At 72.7% G+C, this 24257-nt stretch carries 23 protein-coding genes; 11 read left to right on the top strand and 12 right to left on the bottom strand.

Features of this window, described 5'->3' with window-relative positions; translation table 11 throughout:
- Positions 1 to 79: 79 nt before the first annotated feature.
- The 5 genes from ACFVTR_RS18040 to ACFVTR_RS18020 all read left to right on the top strand — a co-directional run bounded on the left by ACFVTR_RS18040 (position 80) and on the right by ACFVTR_RS18020 (position 4399).
- Positions 80 to 688 carry a CMD domain protein gene (locus tag ACFVTR_RS18040; RefSeq protein ID WP_387039566.1) on the top strand — a complete coding sequence of 203 codons (609 nt, stop codon included), beginning with the start codon at positions 80 to 82 and terminating at the stop codon, positions 686 to 688.
- Positions 685 to 1314, top strand: coding sequence for an alkylhydroperoxidase domain protein (locus ACFVTR_RS18035; RefSeq protein ID WP_387039564.1), 630 nt, complete (start codon positions 685 to 687; stop codon positions 1312 to 1314). Before ACFVTR_RS18040 ends, ACFVTR_RS18035 begins: the two co-directional genes overlap by 4 nt.
- A gap of 139 nt (positions 1315 to 1453) precedes the next feature.
- Entirely contained in the window at positions 1454 to 2794 is a 1341-nt protein-coding gene (locus ACFVTR_RS18030) for an aminotransferase class V-fold PLP-dependent enzyme (protein WP_387039562.1), read from the top strand.
- Between the two features lie 181 nt (positions 2795 to 2975).
- Complete coding sequence (locus ACFVTR_RS18025; protein ID WP_387039560.1) at positions 2976 to 3848, top strand: hypothetical protein; 873 nt, start codon at positions 2976 to 2978, stop codon at positions 3846 to 3848.
- Between the two features lie 56 nt (positions 3849 to 3904).
- Entirely contained in the window at positions 3905 to 4399 is a 495-nt protein-coding gene (locus ACFVTR_RS18020) for an FBP domain-containing protein (protein WP_387039559.1), read from the top strand.
- A 58-nt stretch (positions 4400 to 4457) separates the two neighbouring features.
- On the opposite strand, the gene ACFVTR_RS18015 is transcribed toward ACFVTR_RS18020, so the two are convergent.
- Positions 4458 to 5228: an SGNH/GDSL hydrolase family protein gene (locus ACFVTR_RS18015; protein WP_387039557.1), complete on the bottom strand. Its 771-nt coding sequence runs from the start codon at positions 5226 to 5228 to the stop codon at positions 4458 to 4460.
- A gap of 24 nt (positions 5229 to 5252) precedes the next feature.
- Positions 5253 to 5441, bottom strand: coding sequence for a DUF1918 domain-containing protein (locus ACFVTR_RS18010; protein ID WP_376941772.1), 189 nt, complete (start codon positions 5439 to 5441; stop codon positions 5253 to 5255).
- A gap of 144 nt (positions 5442 to 5585) precedes the next feature.
- On the opposite strand from ACFVTR_RS18010, the gene ACFVTR_RS18005 reads away from it, so the two are divergent.
- Positions 5586 to 7004 carry a GH1 family beta-glucosidase gene (locus tag ACFVTR_RS18005; RefSeq protein ID WP_387039555.1) on the top strand — a complete coding sequence of 473 codons (1419 nt, stop codon included), beginning with the start codon at positions 5586 to 5588 and terminating at the stop codon, positions 7002 to 7004.
- Between the two features lie 195 nt (positions 7005 to 7199).
- On the opposite strand, the gene ACFVTR_RS18000 is transcribed toward ACFVTR_RS18005, so the two are convergent.
- The 10 genes from ACFVTR_RS18000 to ACFVTR_RS17955 form a co-directional block, all read right to left on the bottom strand.
- The gene (locus ACFVTR_RS18000; protein ID WP_387039553.1) at positions 7200 to 8750 is read right to left on the bottom strand and encodes a PucR family transcriptional regulator ligand-binding domain-containing protein; all 1551 of its coding nucleotides are present in this window, start codon (positions 8748 to 8750) and stop codon (positions 7200 to 7202) included.
- A gap of 161 nt (positions 8751 to 8911) precedes the next feature.
- Positions 8912 to 10207 carry a kynureninase gene (gene kynU / locus ACFVTR_RS17995; protein ID WP_387039551.1) on the bottom strand — a complete coding sequence of 432 codons (1296 nt, stop codon included), beginning with the start codon at positions 10205 to 10207 and terminating at the stop codon, positions 8912 to 8914.
- An 80-nt stretch (positions 10208 to 10287) separates the two neighbouring features.
- A complete protein-coding gene (locus ACFVTR_RS17990) occupies positions 10288 to 11280 on the bottom strand; it encodes an amidohydrolase family protein (protein WP_387039549.1) in 993 nt (330 codons plus the stop codon).
- 5 nt (positions 11281 to 11285) lie between these two features.
- Entirely contained in the window at positions 11286 to 11810 is a 525-nt protein-coding gene (locus ACFVTR_RS17985) for a 3-hydroxyanthranilate 3,4-dioxygenase (RefSeq protein WP_387039547.1), read from the bottom strand.
- Positions 11807 to 12271, bottom strand: coding sequence for a RidA family protein (locus ACFVTR_RS17980; RefSeq protein ID WP_387039546.1), 465 nt, complete (start codon positions 12269 to 12271; stop codon positions 11807 to 11809). The genes ACFVTR_RS17985 and ACFVTR_RS17980 overlap by 4 nt, the downstream gene beginning before the upstream one ends.
- On the bottom strand, positions 12268 to 13098 hold the full coding sequence (locus ACFVTR_RS17975) for a 2-keto-4-pentenoate hydratase (RefSeq protein ID WP_387039544.1): 831 nt from the start codon (positions 13096 to 13098) through the stop codon (positions 12268 to 12270). The genes ACFVTR_RS17980 and ACFVTR_RS17975 overlap by 4 nt, the downstream gene beginning before the upstream one ends.
- Complete coding sequence (gene dmpG / locus ACFVTR_RS17970) at positions 13095 to 14162, bottom strand: 4-hydroxy-2-oxovalerate aldolase (protein ID WP_387039543.1); 1068 nt, start codon at positions 14160 to 14162, stop codon at positions 13095 to 13097. Before dmpG ends, ACFVTR_RS17975 begins: the two co-directional genes overlap by 4 nt.
- The gene (locus tag ACFVTR_RS17965) at positions 14159 to 15103 is read right to left on the bottom strand and encodes an acetaldehyde dehydrogenase (acetylating) (protein WP_387039541.1); all 945 of its coding nucleotides are present in this window, start codon (positions 15101 to 15103) and stop codon (positions 14159 to 14161) included. Before ACFVTR_RS17965 ends, dmpG begins: the two co-directional genes overlap by 4 nt.
- Positions 15100 to 15918 (bottom strand): 2-keto-4-pentenoate hydratase, encoded by an 819-nt coding sequence (locus ACFVTR_RS17960; RefSeq protein WP_387039540.1) that lies wholly within the window; start codon positions 15916 to 15918, stop codon positions 15100 to 15102. The genes ACFVTR_RS17965 and ACFVTR_RS17960 overlap by 4 nt, the downstream gene beginning before the upstream one ends.
- The gene (locus tag ACFVTR_RS17955) at positions 15915 to 17429 is read right to left on the bottom strand and encodes a 2-hydroxymuconic semialdehyde dehydrogenase (RefSeq protein WP_387039538.1); all 1515 of its coding nucleotides are present in this window, start codon (positions 17427 to 17429) and stop codon (positions 15915 to 15917) included. Before ACFVTR_RS17955 ends, ACFVTR_RS17960 begins: the two co-directional genes overlap by 4 nt.
- An 83-nt stretch (positions 17430 to 17512) precedes the next feature.
- Here ACFVTR_RS17955 and ACFVTR_RS17950 point away from each other — a divergent pair, with 83 nt between their 5' ends.
- The 5 genes from ACFVTR_RS17950 (at position 17513) to ACFVTR_RS17930 (ending at position 24255) form a co-directional block, all read left to right on the top strand.
- Positions 17513 to 18487 (top strand): LysR substrate-binding domain-containing protein, encoded by a 975-nt coding sequence (locus tag ACFVTR_RS17950; protein ID WP_387039537.1) that lies wholly within the window; start codon positions 17513 to 17515, stop codon positions 18485 to 18487.
- A gap of 116 nt (positions 18488 to 18603) precedes the next feature.
- The gene (locus tag ACFVTR_RS17945; protein WP_387039535.1) at positions 18604 to 20226 is read left to right on the top strand and encodes an LVIVD repeat-containing protein; all 1623 of its coding nucleotides are present in this window, start codon (positions 18604 to 18606) and stop codon (positions 20224 to 20226) included.
- A 42-nt stretch (positions 20227 to 20268) separates the two neighbouring features.
- Positions 20269 to 21786, top strand: coding sequence for a DHA2 family efflux MFS transporter permease subunit (locus ACFVTR_RS17940; RefSeq protein ID WP_387039533.1), 1518 nt, complete (start codon positions 20269 to 20271; stop codon positions 21784 to 21786).
- 79 nt (positions 21787 to 21865) lie between these two features.
- On the top strand, positions 21866 to 22990 hold the full coding sequence (locus ACFVTR_RS17935) for an ABC transporter ATP-binding protein (protein WP_387039531.1): 1125 nt from the start codon (positions 21866 to 21868) through the stop codon (positions 22988 to 22990).
- Positions 22991 to 23088: 98 nt separating this feature from the next.
- Positions 23089 to 24255, top strand: a complete 1167-nt coding sequence (locus ACFVTR_RS17930; RefSeq protein ID WP_387039529.1) for a hypothetical protein — start codon at positions 23089 to 23091, stop codon at positions 24253 to 24255.
- Positions 24256 to 24257: the final 2 nt, after the last annotated feature.

Genomic DNA, 24257 nt, shown 5'->3' with positions numbered 1-24257 from the left:
CCGACCCGATGGGGCCCCGAAGGACCCGAACCGGCACCCCGCGACTCCCGCCACCAACGACCGACAGAAAGGCACCGACATGACCGACCTCATCGACCGACTCGCGGGGGTGACCCCCGGCACCGCCGCCGACGCGCTGCGCCGGCACCGGCCGGCCACCCGCGACAACGCCCAGGCGAGCTACGACGCACTCTTCACCGAGATCGACGAGTCGCACGCGACCCTCGCCGAGCGCGCCGCCGTCGCACAGTTCGTCGCGATCCTGCACGACGACGAGGTGGCGACCGCGCACTACGGCGCGCTCACCCGCAGCGTCGGCGGCGACACCGGCGACGCCCTCGCCGACGCCGTGTCCGACCTCGCCGCCTCGGTGCGCACGACCGGACCGTACGGCGACTATCCGACGGCCGCGCTCGCGGCCGAGAACCGCGACGGGCTCCGGCTCGCCGTCGCGGCCGACGACCCGGCCCGGGCGGCACTCGGCGAGCGGATCACCGCCGCCCTCGAGCACGCGCACCTGCTCGTGTTCCGCCCGCGCGAGGCCTCGCCCGAGACGCTCGCCGCGCTCGCCGCCGCAGGCTGGTCGAGCGATGGCATCGTCACCCTCTCCCAGCTCGTGTCGTTCCTCGCGTTCCAGTTGCGCGTCGCCGCCGGGCTCCGACTCCTCACGACGGAGGACGCAGCATGACCGACCACGCCACGCACGAGACCGCCCGCGTGCTCGGGCACCCCGAGGCATCCACCCCCGAGGTCTTCACCCAGGCCGAGCTCGGCTGGGTGCCCTGGCTCGAACCGGCCGACGAGGCGGAGCTCACCGAGCGCCAATACGACGGGCTCGTCGACCGGGCGCGGGCGAAGAGCGACTACTTCCGGCTGCTCGCGCGCGACCCCGACATCCTGAAGGCCCGCACCCTCACCGACAAGGACATCTTCTACAACGCGAAGGACGGCCTGCCCCGGGCCGAGCGCGAGCTCGCGGCGGCCGCGACGAGCCGCTTCAACGGCTGCATCTTCTGCGCCTCGGTGCACGCGCGCTTCGCGACGCACCACTCGAAGCGCCACGACGACGTGCAACGGCTGCTCGACGAGGGCATCGACGGCGAGCAGGATGCCGCGTGGCGGGCCGTCATCGACGCCGCCGTCGCGCTCGCCGCCACGCCGCCCCGGCTCGAGCGCGGGCACCTCGACGCGCTCCGCGAGGTCGGCTTCGATGAGCAGGCCGTGTCCGACGTCATCCACTCGGCTGCGTTCTTCAACTGGGCGAACCGGCTCATGCTCTCGCTCGGCGAGCCGACGAACCCGCCGACCGAGTAGGCGGACGGCGGCCCGACGGCGCCGTCTCGATCCTCCGTGTTTCCGATTGTTGCGCGCCATGACGGCCCGCGTCACGGAGGGTTGAGGCGGCGCAGGGGCATCCGTAGCGTCGTCCGAACCACGCACCGAGGAGAGCCCTGTGATCGCCACCGAGTCGACCGCCGCCCGCGCCGCGCGCACGTCGGAGCCGGCGGCGATGATGGATGCCACGGCCCCCGGCCCGCTCGCGCGGCTCGTCGACGCCGGCCTCGAGGTTCCCGTGCTCGGCGGGCGTCTCGTGCGCCACGTGAACCTCGACACCGCCGCCTCGGCGCCCGCGTTCACGGCGGTCGCCGCGCACGTGGCCGAGGTGCTGCCGTACTACGCGAGCGTGCACCGCGGCACCGGGTACCCGTCGCAGCAGACCACCGCCCTCGTCGAGGCCGCCCGCGCGACCGTCGCCCGGCACGTCGGGGCGCGCGACGACGACCTCGTCGTCTTCACCCGCAACACGACCGACGCGCTCAACCTGCTCGCGGCGGCCGTGCCCGGCGACACGGTGGTGCTCGACCTCGAGCACCACGCGAACCTGCTGCCCTGGCGCGAGGGCGCCCGCCGGGTCGTCGTCGCCCGGCCGACCATCGCCGAGACCCTCGAGGTGCTCGACACCGAACTCGCCCGATGTCCCGCCGCCCTCCTCACCGTGACGGGCGCCTCGAACGTCACCGGCGAAGTGCTGCCGATCGAGCGTCTCGCCGCACTCGCCCACGCGCACGGCGCCCGTCTCGCCGTCGACGCCGCGCAACTGCTGCCGCACCGCCGGGTCTCGCTCGAGGCATCCGGCATCGACTACCTCGCCTTCTCGGGGCACAAGGCCTACGCGCCGTTCGGCGCCGGCGCCCTCGTCGGCCGCGCCGACTGGCTCGACGCCGCACCCGCCCACCTCGCCGGCGGCGGCGCCGTCGAGACGGTCTCCCTCGATCGCGTCGCTTGGAAGCAGGGCGCCGCGCGCCACGAGGCCGGCACGCCCAACGTCGTCGGCATCGCCGCGATCGCGCGCGCGCTCGTCGAGCTCGAACGCCTCGGCGACGCCGCCCGCGACGAGCACGAGGCGGCCCTCGCCGAACGGCTGCACTCGGGCCTCGCCGCGCAGCGCGGCGTGCGGGTCGTGCGCGGGTTCGACGACGCTTCCGACCGACTCGGCATCGCCACGATCGAGCTCGAGCGCGGCTCGGTGGGCCTGCTCGCCGCCGCCCTCGGCGCCGAGTACGGCATCTCGGTGCGGGCCGGCCGGTTCTGCGCCCACCCCTTCTTCGAGCGCGTCGCCAGCCGCGCGAACGGGCTGCGCGCGAGCCTCGGGGCGGGGTCGTCGGCCGACGACGTCGACCGCTTCCTCGCCGCGCTCTCGAAGCTCCTCGCCGACGGCCCCGCGCACGCGTACGACCGCGGCCCCGAAGGATGGCACCCCCTCGTCGACGATCGGCCCCGCCCCGTCTTCTGATGCGGCGGCTCACCCCGCCGGCAGGGGGAGCACTTCCTCGCCGCGCTTTTCAGGATGAGCGGGGCGAGAGGGCTCGTGCAGGGCGCATCGCGGCGCTCGTCCTGAAGAGTGCGAGCGGATGCCGCAGACGGGGGACTGTTCGAACGCCCGTCCGCGGGCTAGCGTCGGCATCGGAGGGGCCTTGACGAGCGACGACGCGGAACTCGAGGCGCGGGCCGATGCCCTGCGCCGGGTCGTCTACGGCACTCCCGAGGGGTTCGCCTCGGGCGCCGCCGACGAGCTCGAGTCGGTCGAGGCCGAACTCGCTCGGAGGGCACGCGAAAGTGAACGGGCGGCGGCCGCGGCGGCATCCCACGAGGAGGAGCGGTTCGACGAAGCGCGGACCGGCGCGGCATCCGGTCGAGTGGATGCCGGGACCGACACGGCAGGGGACCGCGGCGTCATCACCGGCGGTGCGCCCGCCGCGGCGGGCGAGGGCCGTTCAGCGGACGGGGGAGGCCCCGTGGCATCCGCGACCGGCACTCGACGGCGAGGCCGACTCGGCACTCGCGTCGCGAGCGGGCTCGCCATCGCGGCGGTGCTCGCGGGCTTCGCCGTGGCCGGTGCGATCGCGGTGATCTCGGTCGCGACCCCGCCGCGCGGTCTCGCCGTCTTCGACCGTCCGCAGGAGCCCGACGACGAGAGCCTCACCGTCGCGCTCGGCGCGCAGGCCGACACCGTACGCCGCATCGACGAGGTGCTCGGCCGAGGCTTCTGGGCCTACCTCAACGGGATCGACCAGGTCTGCCTCTCGGTCGTCCCGGTGGGCACGAGCCTCGTCGAGCGCGGCGAGTGCGCCTCGCGGGCGCGCTTCGAGGAGCACGGCATCATGGTGCAGTACGCGGCCACCGAACTCGGGCGGCACCGGCCCGACGGCATGGGCGAGCGGGACGTGGTCGTCATCTCCTGGTCGGCCGAGAGCGAGGGCGTCACGTGGGAGCTCGTGCTCATCGACCCGCCCACGCCGGATCGGATGACCTACGAGGAGTGGTCGAACCGCCCGGTCGCGCACTAGGGATGCTCCGTCGCGCGAGCCCGTTCGTAGACTGGAAGTCGCACGAGGGGAGCCGTATGCAGCCGCTGGTCGAGTCCGAGGTCCGGGCGGTGCTCGGCAACGCCGACGCCTCCGAGCTCGAGCAGCTCTCGTTGCCGGTGAAGTTCTTCGTCACCGAATGGGCGCATCTCGACGCGTTCGCGTGGCGCGACCCGCGCATCTCCTCGCGCGGGTACCTCGTCACTGAGCTCGACGGCGAGCCCGCCGGCATCGTGCTGCGCAGCGCCGAGCGCACCGGTTCGCGGCACCGCGCCGCCGTCTGCAACCTCTGCCACACCCACCAGCCCGGCGACCAGGTCTCGCTGTTCTCGGCCCGTCGCTCGGGTGCGGCGGGAGCCCGCGGCGACAGCGTCGGCACGTACATCTGCGGCGACCTCGCCTGCCAGGAGACCGTGCGGCTGGGCCGTCCGCCCGCGCCGTCCGAGGTCCTGCCGAGCGCGCACGAGCTCGAACGCATCGAGGGGCTCGCGCGGCGCACCCGGGCCTTCGTGGCCGACGTGCTCGGGGCGTAGCGGGCGCGCCCGACCGTTGCGATGCCGGCGCGGACGCCGCCGCCGCCGCCGCCGCGCCTCAGCGCATCGCGTCGGCGTCGACCGCCTCGAGCGTCGCCCGCTTCGCGACTCGCCCGTCGCCCGACGAGCGGCCGGTGAGCCGGCGCCCGATCCAGGGCAGCACGAACTCGCGGTAGTACGCGGCGGTGTTTCGGCTGCGCGGCCCCGCGGGAGCGGCGGCGACCTCCTCGACGCCCCACTCGGCCGGCACCGGCACGTCGAGCGCGGTGAGCACGTTCGAGGCGACCCTGGCGTGGCCGAGCGCGTTGAGGTGCAGCTTGTCGGGCGACCAGTAGCGGATGTCGCGGAGCCCTCGGTCGTTGAAGTTGTCGACGAAGGTGACGCCCTCGAGCGAGCCGAGGTCGACGAGGGCCGCCGTGAGCCGGGCGCCGCGCGTATCGAACACGCGGCCCATCGGCAGGTGGTCGGTGGGGTTCGCCCCGCTCAGCATGAGCACGTGGATGTCGGCCTCGCGGATGCGGTGGATCGCCTCGCGGAAGCGGATCGCGGTCGCCTGCTCGTCCATGCGGGGGCGCAGCATGTCGTTGCCGCCGCCGTTGAAGCTCAGCAGCTCGGGCTTCAGCGCGATCGCCGCGTCGAGCTGCTCGTCGATGATTGGGCCGAGCTTGCGGCCGCGGATGGCGAGGTTGGCGTAGCCGATCGGCTCGCGGGCGGCCTTCGCGAGGCCGACGGCGACGAAGTCGGCCCAGCCGCGCACGCTGCCGTCGGGCAGCTCGTCGCCGACGCCCTCGGTGAAGCTGTCGCCGATCGCCGCATAGGAGTGGAACATGCCCTCCACGCTAGCGCGCCGCGCTCACTGCTCGGCGTGCTCGATCTCGCAGTCGGCGCCGGGGAAGAGCAGCGTCTCGTGGCCGTCGTCGAATCGCACGAGATAGGGCGGCCCGCCGTTCTCGCCGCGCACCTCGAGGATCTCGCCATGGCGGCCGGGCTGGCCGACCTGCTTGCCGTGGATGACGAGGCGTTCGCCGACCGTCGCGTTCATCGGAGCCCCCTTCGACGCCTCCAGCGTACGCTCGCGCGCCGCGGGCGGGAAGGGGCGGCGGCTCTTCCCAGCGCGAGCCCGGCCCGCTAGGGTGGGTCGAACTGGGTCAAGCGTCCCAGTTGGCGACGGACAGTGAGGTTCACGATGCAGGATGCCCCGACCACGCGTGCGACGACGGCCGACTCGGCCGCTGCCGACCCGGTGCTGCGGCTGCCCGCGGGCTTCCGCTGGGGTGCGGCGACGGCCGCGTTCCAGATCGAGGGCGCCACGGATGCCGCGGGGCGCGGGCCGAGCATCTGGGACACCTTCACCGCCGAGCCCGGTCGGGTGGTCGACGGCTCGAACGCGCTCGTCGCCGCCGACAGCTATCGCCGGTTCCGCGACGACGTCGCCCTGCTCGCCGAACTCGGCGCAACCGACTACCGGTTCTCGATCGCGTGGCCGCGCGTGCAGCCGAGCGGCACCGGGCCCGCGAACGCGGCGGGGCTCGACTACTACGAGCGGCTCGTCGACGCGCTCGCCGAGGCCGGCATCGCGCCGCTGCCGACGCTCTACCACTGGGATCTGCCGCAGCCCCTCGAGGATGCGGGCGGCTGGCTCGTGCGCGACACCGCCGAGCGCTTCGCCGAGTACGTCGGGCTGGTGCTCGACCGCCTCGGCGACCGGGTCGGGCGGTGGATCACCCTCAACGAGCCCGCGATGACGACGCTCGAGGGCTACGCGCTCGGCACCCAGGCGCCGGGGCGCCAGCTCATGCTCGGCGCATTGCCGACCGTGCACCACCAGCTGCTCGGGCACGGGCTCGCGGTCGCCGCGATCCGGGCTGCGGGCAATGCCGAGGTCGGCATCACGAACAACCACACCCTCGTCGTGCCCGCCGGCGAGTCGATCGACGACCTGATGGCGGCGGGCGCGTTCGACCTCATCTACAACCGCATCTTCGCCGGCCCCGTGCTCACGGGCGCCTACCCCGACCTGTCGGCCTTCGGGCTCGAGCAGTTCCCCGGGCTCGAGGCGGGCGACCTCGAGCTCATCTCGGCGCCGCTCGACTTCTACGGGGTGAACTTCTACAACCCGACGTACGTGGCCGCGCCCGCCGCCGGCTCGGAGTTCGCCGCCGCAGGCCTGCCGTTCGAGCTGGTCGCACCGCCCGAGGGCACGCCGCTCACGGGCTTCGACTGGCCGATCGTGCCGGGCGCGTTCACCGAGCTCCTCGTCGGCCTGCGCCGCGACTACGGCGACGCGCTGCCGCCCGTCGTCATCACCGAGAACGGGGCGTCGTTCGTCGACGAGGTGGTCGAGGCATCCGACGGCGGTCGCGCCGTGCACGACGCCGAGCGCATCGCCTACCTCGACGGCCACCTGCGCGCCGTCGCCGCGGCGATCGAGCAGGGCGTCGATGTGCGGGGCTACTTCGCGTGGTCGCTCATGGACAACTTCGAATGGGCGCAGGGCTACACGCAGCGCTTCGGCCTCGTGCACGTCGACTTCGAGACCGGCGAACGCACCCGCAAGGACTCGTTCGGCTGGTACCGCGAGCTCATCGCCGCCCAGCCGCGCTGACCTGCGGGTCGGGCGGCCGGGCGGCTGGCCCGCCCCGCCGCAGCTCTCGCACCGAGTCGGGAGGAGATCGCACGATCGGGAGGATCGGAATCGGGAACCGCTCCTCCCGATCGTGCGATCTCCTCCCGTCGCGGCGGCGGCCTGTGCCACGGCGCGCCCGGATACGCACGCGCCGACTCCGCGCCTCCTCCGCGCCTACTCGACCGCGAGGAGCGCCGCCCAGAGGTCGGCGCGGGCGTGGAACCCCGAGAGGTCGCGTCCGAGCAGCCGCTCGGCGAGGGCGATGCGGCTGCGCACCGTGTGCCGGTGCACGCCGAGCGCCTGCGCCGTCGCGTCGAACTGCCCGCCGTGCTCGAGCCAGGTGCGGGTGGTCACGACGAGCGAGGTGCCGCTCGCGGCGTCGTGCTCGGTGAGCGGGGCGAGGGTCGCGAGGGCGACGGCGCGCGCGTCGGTGCGCGCGAGGAACGCGAGCACGCCCTGTCGGCTGATCTCGTCGAAGGCGACGACGCCGGCGCCGCTCTCGCGCGCCCGCTCGAGCGCGCGCAGCGCCTGCTCGTGCGCCTGCGCGACGGCGCCGCCGCCGACCGGGTCGGAGACGCCGACGGGCAGCTCGAACTCGGTCGCGATCTCCTCGGCGAGTGGGGCGTCGGATTCCTCGACGACGAGCACGTACTGCTCGTCGTCGCGGCCGAAGAACAGCCGTCCGCCGCGTTCCTCGACGCGGAGCTCGAGGAGCTCGGTGAGGCGGTCGGCCTGGGTGAGCGGGGCATCCGTCACCATGATGCGCAGCGGTGGCTCGGGCAGCGGGCCCCACATCTCGGCCGAGACGCGCTCGGCGAGGGTCGTGTCGCCGGCGAGGATGCCGCTGAGCAGGCCCGACCGCAGGTGGCCGCGTGCGCGGTCGAGGTCGCGGTTCTGCTCGAGCGCGAGGCCCGCGAGCGCGATCACCGAGGTGACGACCTCGCGCCCGGCCTGGTCGAGTTCGGCCGAGTCGCCGATCGCGAGCACGCCGCGCAGCGCGCCGCCGCCGCCGAGGGTCTGGAGGGTCATCCGCTGCGGTGCGTCGGTCGACTCGGCGGCGAGGACGGTGCGGCTCGCCCGCTGGCCGCGGCGGATCATCGAGCGGGCCTCGCCGACGACCTCGCCGAGCGCGGGCTGCGCGAGTCCGCCCTCGGGGGCCTCACGGTCGAGCGATCCGGTCGCATCGATGAGTCCGACCCAGGCCCCGAGCCGGTGCGAGAGCTCGGCGAGGGTCGCCGAGAGCCCGTCGGGGCGGAGCGCCGCGAGTGAGATCGCGCGCTGCGCGGAGAGCGCCCACGCCTGCCTGGCGAAGGCGTCCTCGGCGATGAGGTCGGCGACGGTGCGCGCGATCGCGATGAACGGGGTGCGGTAGGGCACCTCGAAGAGCGGCAGGCCCTGGGCGAGGCACGCCGCGACGAGCGTCTCGGGGGTGCCGGCGCGGATCACCTCGGTGCCGAAGCCGAGCGCCGCGATGCCGCGCTCGCGGAGCCTCAGCACGAACGCCTCGGCGAACTCGGCGTCGGCCGCGGCGCCGTCGGCGAACTGGGTGCCGGTCGTGAGCAGGACATGGCCGGCGTCGAGGAACGGCGTCGGATCGGCGAGGTCGGAGCTGTGCGCCCACACGACCGGGGCATCGAGCGCACCGTCGGGCAGCGCGTCGGCGGGGGTGAGCAGGCCGAGGGCGAGCTCGGGGCGGTCGAGCAGGGTCTGCACGGTGGGCTTCACGGGGCTCCTCGGTGATCCCGGGTGGATCTCGAGTCGGCCCGGGCGGGCCTACTCGACCGGCGAGACGGTGTACACGCCGGCGAACATGATGCCCTGAGTGTACACATCGGCCCCGAGGCATCCGTCGAATGTGTCGCGCTGCCCCGATGGGTGACAGACAGTCAGGTGACCGCCCCGCGTCGCGCGAAGCGGGGCTCTCGCCAGACCCCGGTGCGCAACAGGTCCTCGAGCGTCGCGACCGCGTCCCACACGTCGGTGTGCGTGACGTAGAGCGGGGCGAAGCCGAAGCGCATGAGGTCGGGCGCGCGGAAGTCGCCGATGACCCCGCGTTCGATGAGCGCCTGCATGAGGGCGTAGCCGTCGCCGGCGTCGAGCGCGCCGCCCGCGCGGAGCGCGACCTGGCTGCCGCGGCGCGCCGACTGCCGCGGCGTCACGACCTCGATGCCCCACTCGGCCAGCTGTGCGTCGACGAGGCAGATGAACAGCTCGGTGAGCCGCAGGCTCTTCTCGCGGAGCTCGGCGAGGTCGACCTCGGCCCAGAGGTCGAGGCTCGCCTCGAGCCCGGCGACCGCGAGCAGCTGCGGCGTGCCGACGCGGAACCGTGTGATGCCGTCGGCGGGCTCGTAGCCGACGGTGAAGTCGAAGGGGCGGGCGTGGCCGTGCCAGCCCGTGAGCGGCGGCCGGGCGACGCCCTGGTGGCGGCCCGCGACCCAGATGAACGAGGGCGAGCCGGGTCCGCCGTTGAGGTACTTGTAGGTGCAGCCGATCGCGAAGTCGGCCCGGGCCGCGTTCAGCTCGACCGGCACCGCGCCGACGCTGTGGCAGAGGTCCCACACCATGAGCGCGCCCGCCTCGTGCACCCGACGGGTCACCTCGGCCAGGTCATACATCCGCCCCGTGCGGTAGTTCACGTGGGTGAGCACGACCACCGCGACGTCGTCGTCGAGCACCTCGTCGAGCCTCGGTCCGTCGTCGTCGATCAGCCGGCGCTCGAGGGGGCGGCCGGGCTCGCCGAGGAGCTCCTGCACCGACTCGAGCACGTACAGGTCGGTCGGGAAGTTGCCGCGCTCGGAGATGATCACCCGTCGGCCGGGGCGCATACGGGCGGCCGCCGTCACCGCCTGGAAGAGGCTCGCCGAGGTCGAGTCGCCGAGCACGACCTCGCCCGGCGCCGCACCGATGAGCGGGGCGATGCGGTCGCCGAGGGCGGCGGGCTTGTCGAACCAGCCCGCGTCGTTCCAGCTGCGGATCAGGCCCGTGCCCCACTCCTCCGCGATCACCCGTTCGACGTGCCCCGGCGTCGCACGGGGCAGTGCGCCGAGCGAGTTGCCGTCGAGGTAGACGACGCCCTCGGGCAGCGAGAAGCGCTCGCGGAACCGCGCGAGCGGGTCGGCCGCGTCGAGCGCGGCGCACGTCGCGCGGTCGATCGACTGGGGGGCGGATGTCGCGAGGCTCATGTGCGGGTCTCCGGGGGTCTGGGGTCGAGAGAAAGGAAGGAAGAAGGCCGGGCGGGGCGCCCGCGGTACGGGCGCCCCGCTCAGATCGCCAGGAAGCGGCGGGCGTTGCCGTGGCGGATCGCCGCCTTCTCGGCGTCGCTCAGGTAGTCGGCGCGGTCGAGGACCGAGCCGACCGGGCGCTCGCCGAGCGGATACGGGTAGTCGCTGCCGACCATCACGTGCTCGGTGCCGAGCGTGTCGACGAGGAGGCGAAGCGGCGCATCGTCGAAGACGACGGAGTCGACGCTGAACCGGTCGAGGTAGGTCGACGGCGGCCGCTCGCTCGTCGCGATGAGGTCGGGCCGGCGGTGCCAGGCGTTCTCGAGGCGGCCGAGCCAGAACGCGAACGAACCGCCGCCGTGGGCGAACGCGATGCGGAGCGAGGGCGGCACCCGATCGAAGACGCCGCCGAGGATCATCGCGATGATCGACAGGTGCGTCTCGGCGGGCATGCCGGTGAGCCAGCGCGCCATCCAGCGGTCGAGTCGCGGCGACTCGGCCATGTCCCACGGGTGCACGAGCACGGGCACGCCCTGCGCAGCGCAGTGCTGGAGGAAGGTGACGACGCCCTCGTCGTCGAGGTCGCGGTCGCCCACGTGGTTGCCGATCTCGACCCCGCGATGCCCGGCGGCGATCGCACGGTCGACCTCGGCGCACGCGGCGTCGGTGTCCTGCAGCGGCACCTGCGCGAACGGCAGCAGGCGATCGGCCGCCGGTGCGCAGATCTCGAGGGCGAGGTCGTTGAAGATGCGCGCGACCTTCACGGCCTCGTCGCCCGACTTGTCGTACGAGAAGAAGACCGGCGTGGGGGAGACGACCTGGAGGTCGACCCCGTCGGCGTCCATGTCGGCGAGGCGTGCCTCGGCATCCCAGCAGTCGGACTCCACGCGACGGAACTCGGACTGGCCGAGCATGATCATCGCCTCGCGCTCGGAGTCGACCCGCAGCGACGGCCAGACCCCCGGCCCGATCTGCGTCGACAGATCGGGCCAGGCGCTCGGCACGTAGTGCGTGTGGATGTCGATCGTGCCCAACGGGGTCAGCCCTTGCCGGGGTGGACGGTGCCGCAGTTCGGGCACGTCCGACCCTCTTCGCTCTCGTAGAACTCGCGGAAGACGGGCGGCAGGTCCTCGACGATGTCGCGCACCTGCAGCTCGACCTCGTGCACCTTCGTGTTGCAGTTCGGGCAGAACCACGCGAACTTCTCGAGCGTGCCCTCCTCGCGGATGCGCTCGATGACGATCCCGATCGAACCGGGCTCGGGGCGCTGCGGCGAGTGGTAGACGTTGCCGGGCAGCAGCCACATCTCGCCCTCGCGGATGTCGATGCGCTGCGGGCCGTCCTCCGTCTGGATGTTGACGTGCATGTTGCCGCGGTACTGGTAGAACCACTCCTCGTACGGGTCGAAGTGGAAGTCGGTGCGCTGGTTGGGCCCGCCGACGACCTGCACGATGAAGTCGTTCATCGGGATGAACGCCTGCTTGTTGTTCACCGGCGGCTGGAGCAGGTGCTCGTGCTCCTTGATCCACGCGGCGAAATCGATCACGGGTGGGATGGTGCTCATTTCTTCTCCTCCTCGAGAGTGGCGGTATCGGGAACGTCGGAAGCCTCGGGGCGCCGCGCGACCGCCTGGATCTCGATGCGCAGGTGCGGGTGCGGCAGCTGGTGCACGGCGACGGTCGTGCGGGTCGGGCCCTGTTCGTCGAAGTACTCGGCCCAGACCGCGTTGTAGGCGGCGAAGTCGTTCATGTCGACGAGGTAGCTCGTCGCCTGCACGAGGTCCTCGAGCCTGCAGCCGGCCTCCGCCAAGATCTCGCGGAGGTTCTCGATGACCGCGCGGGTCTGCACCGTGATGTCGAGCCGGGTGGCGCCGAACTCGTCGGCCTCGGCGCCCGCGATCGTGTTGTCGGGCCGGCGGCTCGAGGTGCCCGACACGAAGACGAGGTCGCCCGCGACCTTCGCGTGGGGGAACCGTCCGCGAGGGGTCGCCTTGCCGGCGACGAGGATGCCACGGGCGTCGCTCATGACGCGTCCTCCTGCTGATCGTGGTCGCCGGTCGACGAGCCGTCGGTTGCCCCGCGCTCGACGCGGAACGACACCCGGCCGAGACCGGCGATCGTCGCCTCGACGAGGCCGTCGCCCGGCAGCGGCACGGCCGCCGTCGCCGCGCCGGCCAGCAGCACGGTGCCGGCTCGCAGCGCGAAGCCGTGCTCGCGCGCGAGACGTCGGGCGGCGGCGAGCGCCCGCACGGGGTCGCCGAGGATCGCGGCGGTCGAGCCGGCCTGCGCGAGCCGGCCGCCGAGCTCGAGGCGCACCGCGCGGTTGTCGAGGGCGCCCGCCGCGGCGGGGGAGCTCCACGGGCCGATCGCGTAGGCGGCCGCCGAGGCGTTGTCGGCGACCACGTCGTCGAGGCTGAACCGGAAGTCGCGGTAGCGCGAGTCGATCACCTCGAGCGCGGGCGCGACCGCGGCGATGGCGGTGGCGGGGTCGAGCTCGGCGTCGGACGCGCCGTCGACGTCGACGCCGAGGAGGTACGCGACCTCGGGCTCCACTCGGGGGTGGATCGCCGCGCGGGGGTCGAAGGCGCCGCCGTCCTCGACGCGCATCGCGTCGGTGAGGGTGCCGATGATGACGTCGTCGACGCCCATCTGCGCGGCCTTCGCCCGGCTCGTGAATCCGAGCTTCACGCCGGTCACGCGCTCACCGCGGGCGACGCGGCGGGCGACGAGCGCGTGCTGCGCGGCGTAAGCGGTGCCGAGGCCGATGACCTCGCCCGCATCGAGGCGCGCGATCGGCGAGGCGGTGCGCTGCGCCCGGTCGAGGGCGGCGGCGAAGGCGGCTGCGGCGGTCATGCGGCATCCCCGTCCTTGCGCGCGGCGTCGCGCTCAGCGACGAGGTCGAGGGCGACGTCGACGATCATGTCCTCCTGGCCGCCCACCATGCGGCGGCGGCCCAGTTCGACGAGGATGTCGCGGGCGTCGAGCCCGTGGCGCTCGGCGGCCCGCTCGGCGTGCAGCAGGAAGCTCGAGTACACCCCGGCGTAACCGAGCGTGAGGGTTTCCCGGTCGACGCGGACGGGCCGGCGCTGCAGCGGCCGCACGAGCTCCTCCGCGGCATCCTGCAGGGCGAAGAGGTCGCAGCCGTGCCCGAAGCCGAGGAGGTCGGCGACGGCGACGAACGCCTCGATCGGGCAGTTGCCGGCGCCCGCGCCCTGCCCCGCGAGCGAGGCGTCGACGCGGAAGGCGCCGTGCTCGACGGCGGTCACGCTGTTGGCGACGCTGAGCGAGAGGTTCTCGTGCGCGTGGATGCCGATCTGGGTCTCGGGCGCGAGCACCTCGCGGTACGCGTCGACGCGGTCGGCGACGTCGCGCATGGTGAGCCGGCCGCCCGAGTCGGTGACGTAGACGCAGTGCGCGCCGTACGACTCCATGAGCCGCGCCTGCTCGGCGAGGCCCCGGGGGTCGTTCATGTGGCTCATCATCAGGAACCCGGAGACATCCATGCCGTGCTCGCGTGCCCAGCCGATGTGCTGGGCGGCGACGTCGGCCTCGGTGCAGTGCGTCGCGACGCGCACGCTTCGGACGCCGAGGTCGCGGGCCCGTTCGAGGTCGTCGATCGTGCCGATGCCGGGGAGGATGAGCGTCGTCAGCTTCGCCCGGTCGAGTACCGAGGCGGCCGCCTCGATCCACTGCCAATCGGTGTGCGCGCCCTGCCCGTAGGCGACGCTCGAACCCCCGAGGCCGTCGCCGTGGGCGACCTCGATCGCGTCGACGCCCGCGGCCTCGAGGGCCTGCGCGATGTCGCGAACCTGGTCGAGCGTGTAGCGGTGGGCGATCGCGTGCATGCCGTCGCGGAGCGTGACGTCCTGCACGTACACCTTCGGCGCGGGCGCGGACGCCGTCTCGGTGACGGTCATGCCGTGGCTCCGTTCCGTGCGGCGACGAGTCGCTCGGCCGTGCGCAGCGCCGCCGAGGTCATGATGTCGAGGTTGCCCGCGTACTCGGGCAGGTAGTGGCCGGCGCCCGCGACCTCGAGGAGGACGGTGACGCGGGTGCCGCGGAACGGGCGGTCGAGCGCCGGCACGTAGGGTTCGTCGACGCGGTCGAACTGCACCTCCTGCTTCAGGCGGTAGCCGCCGACGTAGCCCTGCACCTCCGCGACCATCGCGGCGACGGAGTCGCGCACGGCGTCCTCGTCGAGCGCGGCGCCGTCGCCCCGGTCCTCGACGAGGCAGTACACCGTGTCGCGCATGATGAGCGGCGGATCGGCCGGGTTCAGCACGATGATCGCCTTGCCGCGCTCGGCGCCGCCGATCACCTCGAGGGCGCGGGCCGTCGTCTCGGTGAACTCGTCGATGTTCGCCCGAGTGCCGGGACCCGCCGAGCGCGACGAGATCGACGCGACGATCTCGGCGTACGCCACCTGAGCCACCCGCGAGACCGCGGCGACCATCGGCACGGTGGCCTGGCCGCCGCACGTCACCATGTTCACGTTGGTGGCGTCGAGCTCGTCGCCGAGGTTCACGACGGGCACGACGTAGGGGCCGATCGCGGCCGGGGTGAGGTCGACCATCAGGCGGCCGCGGTCGCGCACGACGGCGTCGTTGCGCGCGTGCGCCCCCGCGGAGGTCGCGTCGAAGACGAGCTCGACGCCCTCGAACTCGGGCATCGCGACGAGCCCGTCGACACCCTTGTGGGTCGTCGCGACCCCGAGGCGGCGCGCTCGCGCGAGCCCGTCGGAGTCGGCGTCGATGCCGGCCATGGCGGCCACGTGCAGCGTCGACGAGAGGCGCTTGACCTTGATCAGGAGGTCGGTGCCGATGTTGCCCGAACCGATGATGGCGACGGCGGTGGTCATGCTGCGGCTCCTTCGAGAGCGGTCGTGGTGAAGTCCGCGCGCACCTCGCCGAGCCCGTCGAGGCGGGCGTGGAAGACGCCCGCGCTCGCCGCGACCATCGGCCCGAGTGCGCCCGAGAGCACGATCTCGCCGGCGCGGAGCGGCCGCCCGTGCCGGGCGACCTCGCGCGCGAGCCAGGCGACGGCGATGACCGGGCTGCCGAGGCATGCTGCGCCCGACCCGGTCGAGACGGGCTCGCCCCCGTGGTCGAGGCGCATGCCGAGCTCGGCGAGGTCGAGCCCCTCGATCCGGCGCGGGGTGGTGCCGAGCACGATCGCCCCGCTCGAGGCGTTGTCGGCGATCGTGTCGGTGATGCGGATGTCCCAGCCGGCGATGCGCGAGTCGACGACCTCGATCGCCGGGAGCACGAACTCGGTGGCGGCGAGCACCTCGGCCACGTGGGTCGTGGGGGAGTCGAGGTCGCGGCCGAGCACGAAGGCGACCTCGGCCTCGACGCGGGGCTGCAGGAAGCGCCCGAGGTCGATGGGCTCGCGGTCGGCGAAGACCATGTCGTTGAGCAGCACGCCGTAGTCGGGGGTGAACACGCCGAACTGCGCCTGCACCGCGGGCGAGGTGAGGCCGATCTTGCGGCCGACGATGCGCCGGCCCTCGGCGAGCCGGCGCGCGATGCCGAGCGACTGCACGGCGTAGGCCGCATCCTGGTCGGTCTCGCCGATGAGCTCGCGCACGGGCGAGCAGGCGAGGCCGTCGCGGGCCGCCGCGTGCAGCCGCTCCTCGGCGGCGTGCAGGGTCGTGGCCGTCGACTCGCCGCTCACAGCTGCACGCACACGTTCGTCGGCTCGGTGTAGAACTCGAGCGAGTGGTGGCCGCCCTCGCGGCCGATGCCCGACAGGCCCATGCCGCCGAAGGGGCTGCGCAGGTCGCGCAGGTACCAGGTGTTCACCCACGACATGCCGACGCGCATGCGCTGAGCCACACGGTGGCCGCGGGTGAGGTCGCTCGTCCACGTCACCGCGGCGAGCCCGTAGTCGGTGTCGTTCGCGAGCGCGATCGCCTCCTCCTCGGTGTCGAAGGGGATGAGGGCGGCGACCGGCCCGAAGATCTCCTCGCGGACGGTGCGGTGCGAGTTGTCGAGGCCGGTCCAGAGGGTCGGCTCGATCCACGAACCGCCGTCGAGGCCCTCGCCGAGGGTCGGGATGCCGCCGCCGGCGAGCACCGTCGCGCCCTCGGCCACGGCGAGGTCGAGGTAGCCGCGCACCTTCTCGCGGTGCGCCTGCGAGATGAGGGGGCCGGTCGTGGTCGCCGGGTTCTCGGGGCGGCCGAGGCGAAGCCGCCGCGCCTGCTCGGCGAGCCCGGCTGCGACGTCGTCGAAGATCGCCCGCTCGACGTAGATGCGCTCGGTGCAGAGGCAGACCTGGCCGGTGTTGAGGTACGTCGAGCGGGCAAGGCCGGCGACGGCGGCGTCGAGGTCGGCGTCGGCGAACACGACGGCGGCGTTCTTGCCGCCGAGCTCGAACGACACGGGGCGCACCCGCGGGGCGACCGCGCGCATGATCGTCGAGCCGGTCGAGGACTCGCCGGTGAAGGTGACGCCGTCGATGCCCGGATGCTCCGTGAGGAACGCGCCGGCCGAACCCGCGCCGAAGCCGTGCACGACGTTGACGACGCCGGCCGGCAGCCCCGCCTCGGCGAGGATCTCGGCGAGCATCGTCGCCGAGGACGGCGTCTCCTCCGAGGGCTTCACGACGACGGTGTTGCCGGCGGCGAGCGCCGGGGCGAGCTTCCAGGTGAGCAGCAGCAGCGGCAGGTTCCACGGCACGATGACCGCGACGACGCCGAGCGGCTTGCGCACGGCGTAGTTGAGCGCCCGGCGCCCGTCGGGCAGCTCGGTGAGGAACGAGTCGAGCCCGGCCGCGGCGACGGTGTCGGCGAAGGAGCGGAAGTTCATGGCCGCCCGGGCGACGTCGAGGTCGCGGGCGAGGGTCTCGGGCTTGCCCGTGTCGCCGACTTCGGCCGCGACGAGCTCCTCGGCGCGGCGGTCGATGACGTCGGCGATGCGACGCAGCAGGCGCGTGCGCTCGATGACCGACATGCGGCCCCACGGACCGTCGAGCGCGGCGCGCGCGGCGGCCACGGCCCGGTCGACCTCGACCCGGCCGGCCTCGTGCACCTGCCCGACGAGCGACCCGTCGACGGGATCGATCTTGTCGAAGCCGCGGATGCCGTCGACGAACTCGCCGTCGATGAAGTTGCGGATCTGGCGGGGCGCGCGAGGCGTCGGCTTGGTCGGCAGGGCGATCGTCGCCGGTGACGTCGGGGAGGACATGGCTTCAGGTTAGGAACCGGGCGGGATGCCGACAAATGCCGAGTTGACGCGCTGCCATGCCCGTTCGGCTATGGTTCCGTTGCATGAGCACTGACCGCCTCCTCGATGGCCGACTCAAGATCCGGCACCTGGTCCTCGTCGCCGCCATCGCCGACGAGGGAACCCTCGTGCGCGCCGCCGAGGTGCTGCACATCACCCAGCCGGTCGTGACGCGCGGGCTGCGCGAGGTCGAGGACCTGCTCGGGGTGCCGCTGTTCGAGCGGCTGCCGCGTGGCGTCACGCCGACGGAGTACGGCCGGCCGTTCATCGAGCGCGCCCGTTCGGTGCTCGCCGAGCTGCGGATCGCGGGGGAGGAGGTGCGGCTGCTGCAGTCGGGCCAGCTCGGCACGGTCACGGTCGGCACGCACCTGGCCGGCTCGAACCTGCTGCTGCCGCGGGCGATCGCGGGGCTCAAGGTCGAGCACCCGCGCCTCACGGTGGTCGTGCGCGAGGGCACGCCCGACACCCTGCAGCAGCTGCTGCTCGCCGGCGACCTCGACCTCACCGTCGGCCGGCTCTCGTCGAGCGTGCCGGTGCGGCTCGAGCAGGAGCGGTTGCACCTCGAGCCCATCCGGCTCGTGGCTCGGGCGGGGCATCCCGTGCACCAGGGCCCGACGACCGCGCTCGCCGAACTCGTGCGCTACCCGTGGATCTTCCCGCTTGCGCAGACGGCGCTGCGCGCCGAGCTCGAGGCCGTCTTCTTCCACGAGGGCCTGCCGCTGCCGGCCGACCGGGTGGAGTGCACGTCGATGCTGACGCTGCGCAACCTCCTCGTGTCGACCGACGTCATCGCGGCGCTGCCGATGTTCATCGCCGTCGACGACCGCGAGCTCCGCATCCTCCCGACGCCGCTGAGCTCGATCCGGCGCGCGGTCGGGGTCACGCGGCTCGCCGACCGGGCGCCGTCGGCGGCGGCCTCGGCCCTGCTCGAGCACCTCCGCGTCGAGGGCGCGCGGCTCGCGGAGTTCGAACGCGAGCACGCCGAACGCGAGGCGCAGCAGTTCGGTCGGTATGCCTGAACGGTCATGGCTCCGAGCCGAATAGATATTGGACGGTATCGCAACTTCTGGCGACGCTGAATGTGACGACGCACCGCGTCGCGACGATCTCAGTTCCAGCTGCCAATGGAGGCGACATGGCCGGCTCTCCCTACGTTCCCGACGCGAAGAAGTACCGTCCTGAGGACTTCGAGCGCGTCGACGGCGAACCCCGCGACCCCGAGCCCGGCACCTGGGGCATGCAGCCCGACGGCACCTTCCTCCCGCCGGCCTCCACCCCGTCGGTGCCGCGCGACGTGTTCGTCGACTGGCCCGGTCAGCTCGACTACCGCGACCCTGAGACGTACGCCCTCAACGCCACCGCCGAGGCGTTCTACCCGATCGTCGTGAACACGAGCCACTCGTGGCAGTGCATCTACGACTTCGACGGCACCCGCTACATGCTGCACTACGGCGGCGGCAATCACTGGAAGCTGTACGACATCACCGACCCGCGCGACCTGAAGATCGTCGACGAGGAGGAGTGGGGCTGGGGCGACCCCCGCCCCCAGTTCGGCGCGACCACGGTGCAGTGGAACGAGCAGCTCGGCAAGCACATCGCCGTCCAGGCCAGCGAGACCCCGCGCTACTTCCTCAAGGGGCGCGTCGCCAACAAGTGGCTCGACGACACCGTCGAGGGGCAGCTGAAGGAGTGGGAGGGCCTGCGCGGCTTCCGCACCTGGGAGATGAACGGGCCGAGCCCCCGCGACTGGACCCTCCTCACCGAGGTCTCGACCGACCCGAACCACGGGCCCGACGAGATCCAGGAGGGCAACGGCGTGCTCGACCTGCCCGTCTACTACGGCGACAAGTACCTCTTCGTCGCGACCGCGCCCGACAACACCTTCACGAACCAGCCCTACCGCACGACGCTCTGGACCGCCGGCCACGCGGCGTACGACGTCAGCGACCCCGCCAACCCCGAGCTGCTCTCGACTTGGTGGGTGCCCGGCTCCCGCGCCGGCGAAGAGGACGACTCCGAGTACCTCGCCGGCAACGACCGCTGGAACAACAAGACCTCGTGGTTCGGCTCGCGCATGGGCGTCTTCATGCCGCGCTCGGTCGAGTCGGGCTCCCGCTACGGCTACGCCGCCCAGGGGGGCCAGGGGTTCTTCGTGCTCGACGTCTCGGACCCGGCGAACATCCACCACGTCGGCTGGTGCGAGCTCCCGACGAGCGTCGCCGGCACCGAGGGCGACAACGTCGACACGACCCAGGTCGAGGAGACCGGCTACGTCTACGTCTCGGGCTACCCGATGAACACCGACTGCTACGAGCCCGCCAAGGAGATCTACCAGATCGACGTCTCCGACCCGACGAATCCGCGGGTCGTGCGCACCCTGCCCCGACCGGTGCCGCCCGTCGAGGCCGCGTTCACCGACTGGGCCCAGCGCCGGGGTTCGTTCGGGCCGAAGCGCTCGGGCTACTTCACCAACACCGGCACCCCGCACGGCGGCGTGATCCCCTACGCGTTCTACGCGGCGGGGCTGCAGATCTTCGACGTGCGCGACCCCGAGGACCCGAAGGTCGGCGCGTACTTCGTGCCCCCGATGGGACTGAAGGACGACGACGACCTCGCGGCGCCGGTGCACGGCATCTTCGTCGAGTGGGACCGCAACCTGATCTGGCTCTTCGCCAACCACGGCATCTACGCGGTCTCCACCCCGCTCCTCGGCGACCCGGTCGTCGGGCTGCCGGGCGAGTCATCCGCTGCGAACTGAACCCCACCCCCGGCCCGTGACCTCCCCCTGCGAAAGCCGACCATGAACCAGACCGCCAGACCGTGGCCCGCCCTCTGGGCGCTCGTCATCGGGTTCTTCATGATCCTCGTCGACACGACGATCGTGTCGATCGCGAACCCGGCGATCCTCGCCGACCTCGAGACCGACCTCACGGCGGTGATCTGGGTGACGAGCGCGTACCTGCTCGCGTACGCCGTGCCGCTGCTCATCACGGGCCGGCTCGGCGACCGCTTCGGGCCGAAGCGGGTGTACCTCGTCGGCCTCGTGGTCTTCACGCTGGCGTCGCTCTGGTGCGGGCTCTCGGGCGACATCACGACGCTCATCGCGGCCCGCGCCCTGCAGGGGCTCGGTGCGGCGCTCATGACGCCGCAGACGATGGCGGTCATCACCCGCGTCTTCCCGCCGAACCAGCGCGGTGCGGCGATGGGGCTCTGGGGCTCGGTGGCGGGTGTCGCGACGCTCGTCGGGCCGATCCTCGGCGGGCTGCTCGTCGACTCGCTCGGCTGGCAGTGGGTGTTCTTCGTGAACATCCCCGTGGGCGTGGTCGCGTTCGTCGCCGCGTGGCGGCTCGTGCCGAACCTCGAGACGCACTCGCACCGCTTCGACTGGCTCGGCGTCGTGCTGAGCGCGGTGGGCATGTTCCTCCTCGTCTTCGGCATCCAGGAGGGCGAGACCTACGACTGGGGCACGATCACCGGCCCGATCACGGTGTGGGGCGTCATCATCGCCGGCGTCGTCGTGCTCGCGGGCTTCGTGGTCTGGCAGGCGCTCAACACGGCCGAGCCGCTGCTGCCGCTCGGGCTCTTCCGCGACCGCAACTTCTCGCTGTCGAACGTCGCGATCTCGCTCGTGGGCGTCGCGATGACGACGATGCCGCTGCCGCTCGCGTTCTACTTCCAGGTGGGGCGCGGGCTCACGCCGACGCAGGCGGCGCTCATGCTCGTGCCGATGGCGGTGGTCTCGGGCGTGCTCGCCCCGCTCGTCGGCCGGTTCAGCGACCGGATCGACCCGAAGTGGGTCGCGCTCGCCGGGCTCTCGCTCTCGGCGCTCGCGCTCGCCTGGTACAGCGCGCTCATCGGGCCGGATGTCCCGTACTGGCTGCTGCTCCTGCCCTCGGCGCTGCTCGGCTTCGGCATCTCGGGCGTCTTCGCACCGCTGGCCTCGACCGCGACGCGCAACCTGCCGCGGGCGCAGGCCGGCGCCGGCTCGGGGGTCTACACGATGACCCGCCAGCTCGGCTCGGTGCTCGGCTCGGCGGCGATCGCCGCCCTCATGAGCCTCACCCTCGCGGCCGAGCTGCCGACCTTCACGGCCGAGGAGCTCGCGCCGGGAGCGGCCGGTGGCCTGCCCGCTGCGGCGGTCGGCGGCTTCTCGACCGCGATGGCCCAGTCGCTGTGGCTCGCGGTCGGCGCGTTCGCGCTCTGCGCGATCGTGGTGCTGTTCTTCGCGAGGCCCAAGGTGACCGTCGGCTGGGGCGAGGCTCGCGAGGCCGGGGCGGACGCCCGCGGCGGAGCGCCGGCGCAGGCGGTCGAGCACTGATGGCCGCCGCACGGTCCCTCCGGGGCATCCTCGTCCTTCAATCGGATCCAGAATTCAAAAATCGCCAAGGAGCGGACACATGACTGCAGCACAGGGAGGCGGCCGCCTCGTCGTCGACGGCCTCGAGAAGCAGTACGAGCTCGACGGCGGCGCGGTGCCCGTCGTCAAGGGCGTCAGCTTCACGATCGAGCCGGGCACCTTCACCTCGCTCCTCGGCCCCTCGGGGTGCGGCAAGACGACCACGCTCCGCTGCGTCGCCGGCCTCGAGACGAGCAACGGCGGGCGGATCACGCTCGACGACAAGGTGCTCTCGACCGGTACCGAGCACATGCCGCCCGACAAGCGCGACGTCGGCATGGTGTTCCAGAACTACGCGATCTGGCCGCACATGACCGTCTTCGCCAACGCGGTGTTCCCCCTGCAGGTCTCGGGCGGCAAGCTGCCGAAGAAGGAGGCGCGGGCCCGGGCCATGGAGGCCCTCGAGCTCGTGCAGCTCGACGCCTACGCGAACCGGCCCGCCACCGCGCTCTCGGGCGGCCAGCAGCAGCGCCTCGCCCTCGCCCGGGCGCTCGCGCACCGACCCCGGCTGCTGCTGCTCGACGAGCCGCTCTCGAACCTCGACGCGAAGCTCCGCGACACGATGCGCAACGAGCTGCGGAGCCTCCAGCAGCGCCTCGGGATCACCGCGCTCTACGTCACGCACGACCAGTCCGAGGCGCTCTCGATGTCGGACCGGGTCGCCGTGATGAACCAGGGGCGCATCGTGCAGGAGGCCTCGCCCCGCGAGCTCTACTACCAACCGGCCGACCGTTTCGTCGCCGACTTCGTGGGCCGGGTCAACATGATCCCCGCGGTGGTGCGCGAGCGCGGCGGCGCGGGCGAGGCGCACGTCGAGGCCTTCGGCACCCGGCTCACGACCCCGTGCCCCGACGGCGTCGGCCTCGGCGACGAGGTCACCGTCACCTTCCGCCCCGAGAGCGTGCGCTGGCACGAGACGGCGCCCGATCGCCCGAACGTGCTCCCCGCCCGCGTCGTCCGGGTCGAGTTCCTCGGCGAGATCGTCGAGTACGAGGTCGAGGTGCTCGCAGGCGAGACCGTCGTCGGCACGATCGTGGCGCGCGGGGCCCCCCTCGACTCGCCCGCCAACGGCAGCGAGATCGCCATCGAGCTCGCACCGCACGCGTGCCGCGTGCTCGTCGACTGACCACCACCCCATCGCGCAGGAAGGCCGCTCCACCCGCTCCATCGCACCGTCCCCCGCTCCATCCATCAGAGATCCACGTCAGAGAGGACACCCGGATCATGAAGTCATCCACAGCCCGCAGCGGCCTCATCGCCCTCGCGGCGACCGGCATGCTGCTGCTCAGCTCGTGCAGCACGCCCGGCTCGACGCCGCAGGCCATCGAACCCTCCGGCGATGCCGCCGCGGCCGGCGCCTGCGACGCCGTCGAGGTCGGCCCCGTCACCCGATGCGAGAACTTCTACGAGGACATCTGGCCCGCGATCGACGAGCAGATGGACGCCCTCTACGAGCAGGCCAAGGAGACCGACGGCGGCCGCCTCGTGATCTGGGACTGGTACGAGCTCTCGCCCGAGGTCATCGCCGAGTTCAACAAGAGCTACCCCGACCTGAAGATCGAGACGCAGGGCCTCACCTACAACCTGTCGTCGGCGATCATCTCGGCGAAGGCCACCGGCGCCCGCAACACCGACGTGATCTCGGGCTCGATCGTCTCCTCCGCGGCGATGACCGACGAGGGCTACTGGGCCGACGTCGACTGGGCGAAGTTCGGCGTGCCCGAGGAGTTCCTCACCCTCGGCTCGACCGGCATGCTGCCCGACAGCATCAACGGCTCGCTCATGCAGGTCAACACCGACAAGATCGAGGCCCCGGCCACGCTCGAGGGACTGCTCGACCCGCAGTACGCGGGCAAGGTCTCGGTCGCGAGCTACAACGCGAACGTGTTCTCGGGGGTCGGCATGGCGGACGGCGAGGACGCGATGGTCGACCTCATCGGCCAGCTGAAGTCGTCCGGCACCCTCCAGGTGCTCGAAGACCAGGACTCGCCGCTCTCGAACGGCGACGTGCCGATCGCGCTCGGCCAGACCCTGTTCAACCCGAACCCGAGCCTCACGGTGCAGCCCTACGAGAACGGCCCGGTGTTCGCGCAGTTCTCGGGCGTGAACGTCGACGCGAAGAACCAGGCCGGCGGCATGCTGTGGGTGCTCTGGAACGCCTTCAACCCCGACTGGCTGAACCTCCGCATGACCGATGAGCAGTTCTCGACCACGCAGGTGCCGTACGCGGGGCTGCCCGCCTCGGTGTTCGACGAGGCGACCGGCCTCATGAAGACGAACGCCGACGCGCTGCTCGCGGGCCTCGAGGGCACGACGAACATCGAGTCGCCCGAGAACCGCGACGACTGGATCGCGATGATCAACGCCGCCGACGCGGCACTGAACGGATAACC

Source organism: Agromyces sp. NPDC058126, assembly GCF_042884595.1.
In the GTDB taxonomy this organism is placed as follows: Bacteria; Actinomycetota; Actinomycetes; order Actinomycetales; family Microbacteriaceae; genus Agromyces.
This window is presented reverse-complemented; position numbering and strand designations above follow the sequence as displayed.

Coding starts and splice junctions, on each gene's coding strand:
- ACFVTR_RS18040 (WP_387039566.1), top strand. CDS start 80: ATGACCGACCTCATCGACCGACTCGCGGGGGTGACCCCCGGCACCGCC.
- ACFVTR_RS18035 (WP_387039564.1), top strand. CDS start 685: ATGACCGACCACGCCACGCACGAGACCGCCCGCGTGCTCGGGCACCCC.
- ACFVTR_RS18020 (WP_387039559.1), top strand. CDS start 3,905: ATGCAGCCGCTGGTCGAGTCCGAGGTCCGGGCGGTGCTCGGCAACGCC.
- ACFVTR_RS18015 (WP_387039557.1), bottom strand. CDS start 5,228: ATGTTCCACTCCTATGCGGCGATCGGCGACAGCTTCACCGAGGGCGTC.
- ACFVTR_RS18010 (WP_376941772.1), bottom strand. CDS start 5,441: ATGAACGCGACGGTCGGCGAACGCCTCGTCATCCACGGCAAGCAGGTC.
- ACFVTR_RS18005 (WP_387039555.1), top strand. CDS start 5,586: ATGCAGGATGCCCCGACCACGCGTGCGACGACGGCCGACTCGGCCGCT.
- kynU (WP_387039551.1), bottom strand. CDS start 10,207: ATGAGCCTCGCGACATCCGCCCCCCAGTCGATCGACCGCGCGACGTGC.
- ACFVTR_RS17985 (WP_387039547.1), bottom strand. CDS start 11,810: ATGAGCACCATCCCACCCGTGATCGATTTCGCCGCGTGGATCAAGGAG.
- ACFVTR_RS17980 (WP_387039546.1), bottom strand. CDS start 12,271: ATGAGCGACGCCCGTGGCATCCTCGTCGCCGGCAAGGCGACCCCTCGC.
- ACFVTR_RS17975 (WP_387039544.1), bottom strand. CDS start 13,098: ATGACCGCCGCAGCCGCCTTCGCCGCCGCCCTCGACCGGGCGCAGCGC.
- dmpG (WP_387039543.1), bottom strand. CDS start 14,162: ATGACCGTCACCGAGACGGCGTCCGCGCCCGCGCCGAAGGTGTACGTG.
- ACFVTR_RS17965 (WP_387039541.1), bottom strand. CDS start 15,103: ATGACCACCGCCGTCGCCATCATCGGTTCGGGCAACATCGGCACCGAC.
- ACFVTR_RS17955 (WP_387039538.1), bottom strand. CDS start 17,429: ATGTCCTCCCCGACGTCACCGGCGACGATCGCCCTGCCGACCAAGCCG.
- ACFVTR_RS17950 (WP_387039537.1), top strand. CDS start 17,513: ATGAGCACTGACCGCCTCCTCGATGGCCGACTCAAGATCCGGCACCTG.
- ACFVTR_RS17945 (WP_387039535.1), top strand. CDS start 18,604: ATGGCCGGCTCTCCCTACGTTCCCGACGCGAAGAAGTACCGTCCTGAG.
- ACFVTR_RS17940 (WP_387039533.1), top strand. CDS start 20,269: ATGAACCAGACCGCCAGACCGTGGCCCGCCCTCTGGGCGCTCGTCATC.
- ACFVTR_RS17935 (WP_387039531.1), top strand. CDS start 21,866: ATGACTGCAGCACAGGGAGGCGGCCGCCTCGTCGTCGACGGCCTCGAG.
- ACFVTR_RS17930 (WP_387039529.1), top strand. CDS start 23,089: ATGAAGTCATCCACAGCCCGCAGCGGCCTCATCGCCCTCGCGGCGACC.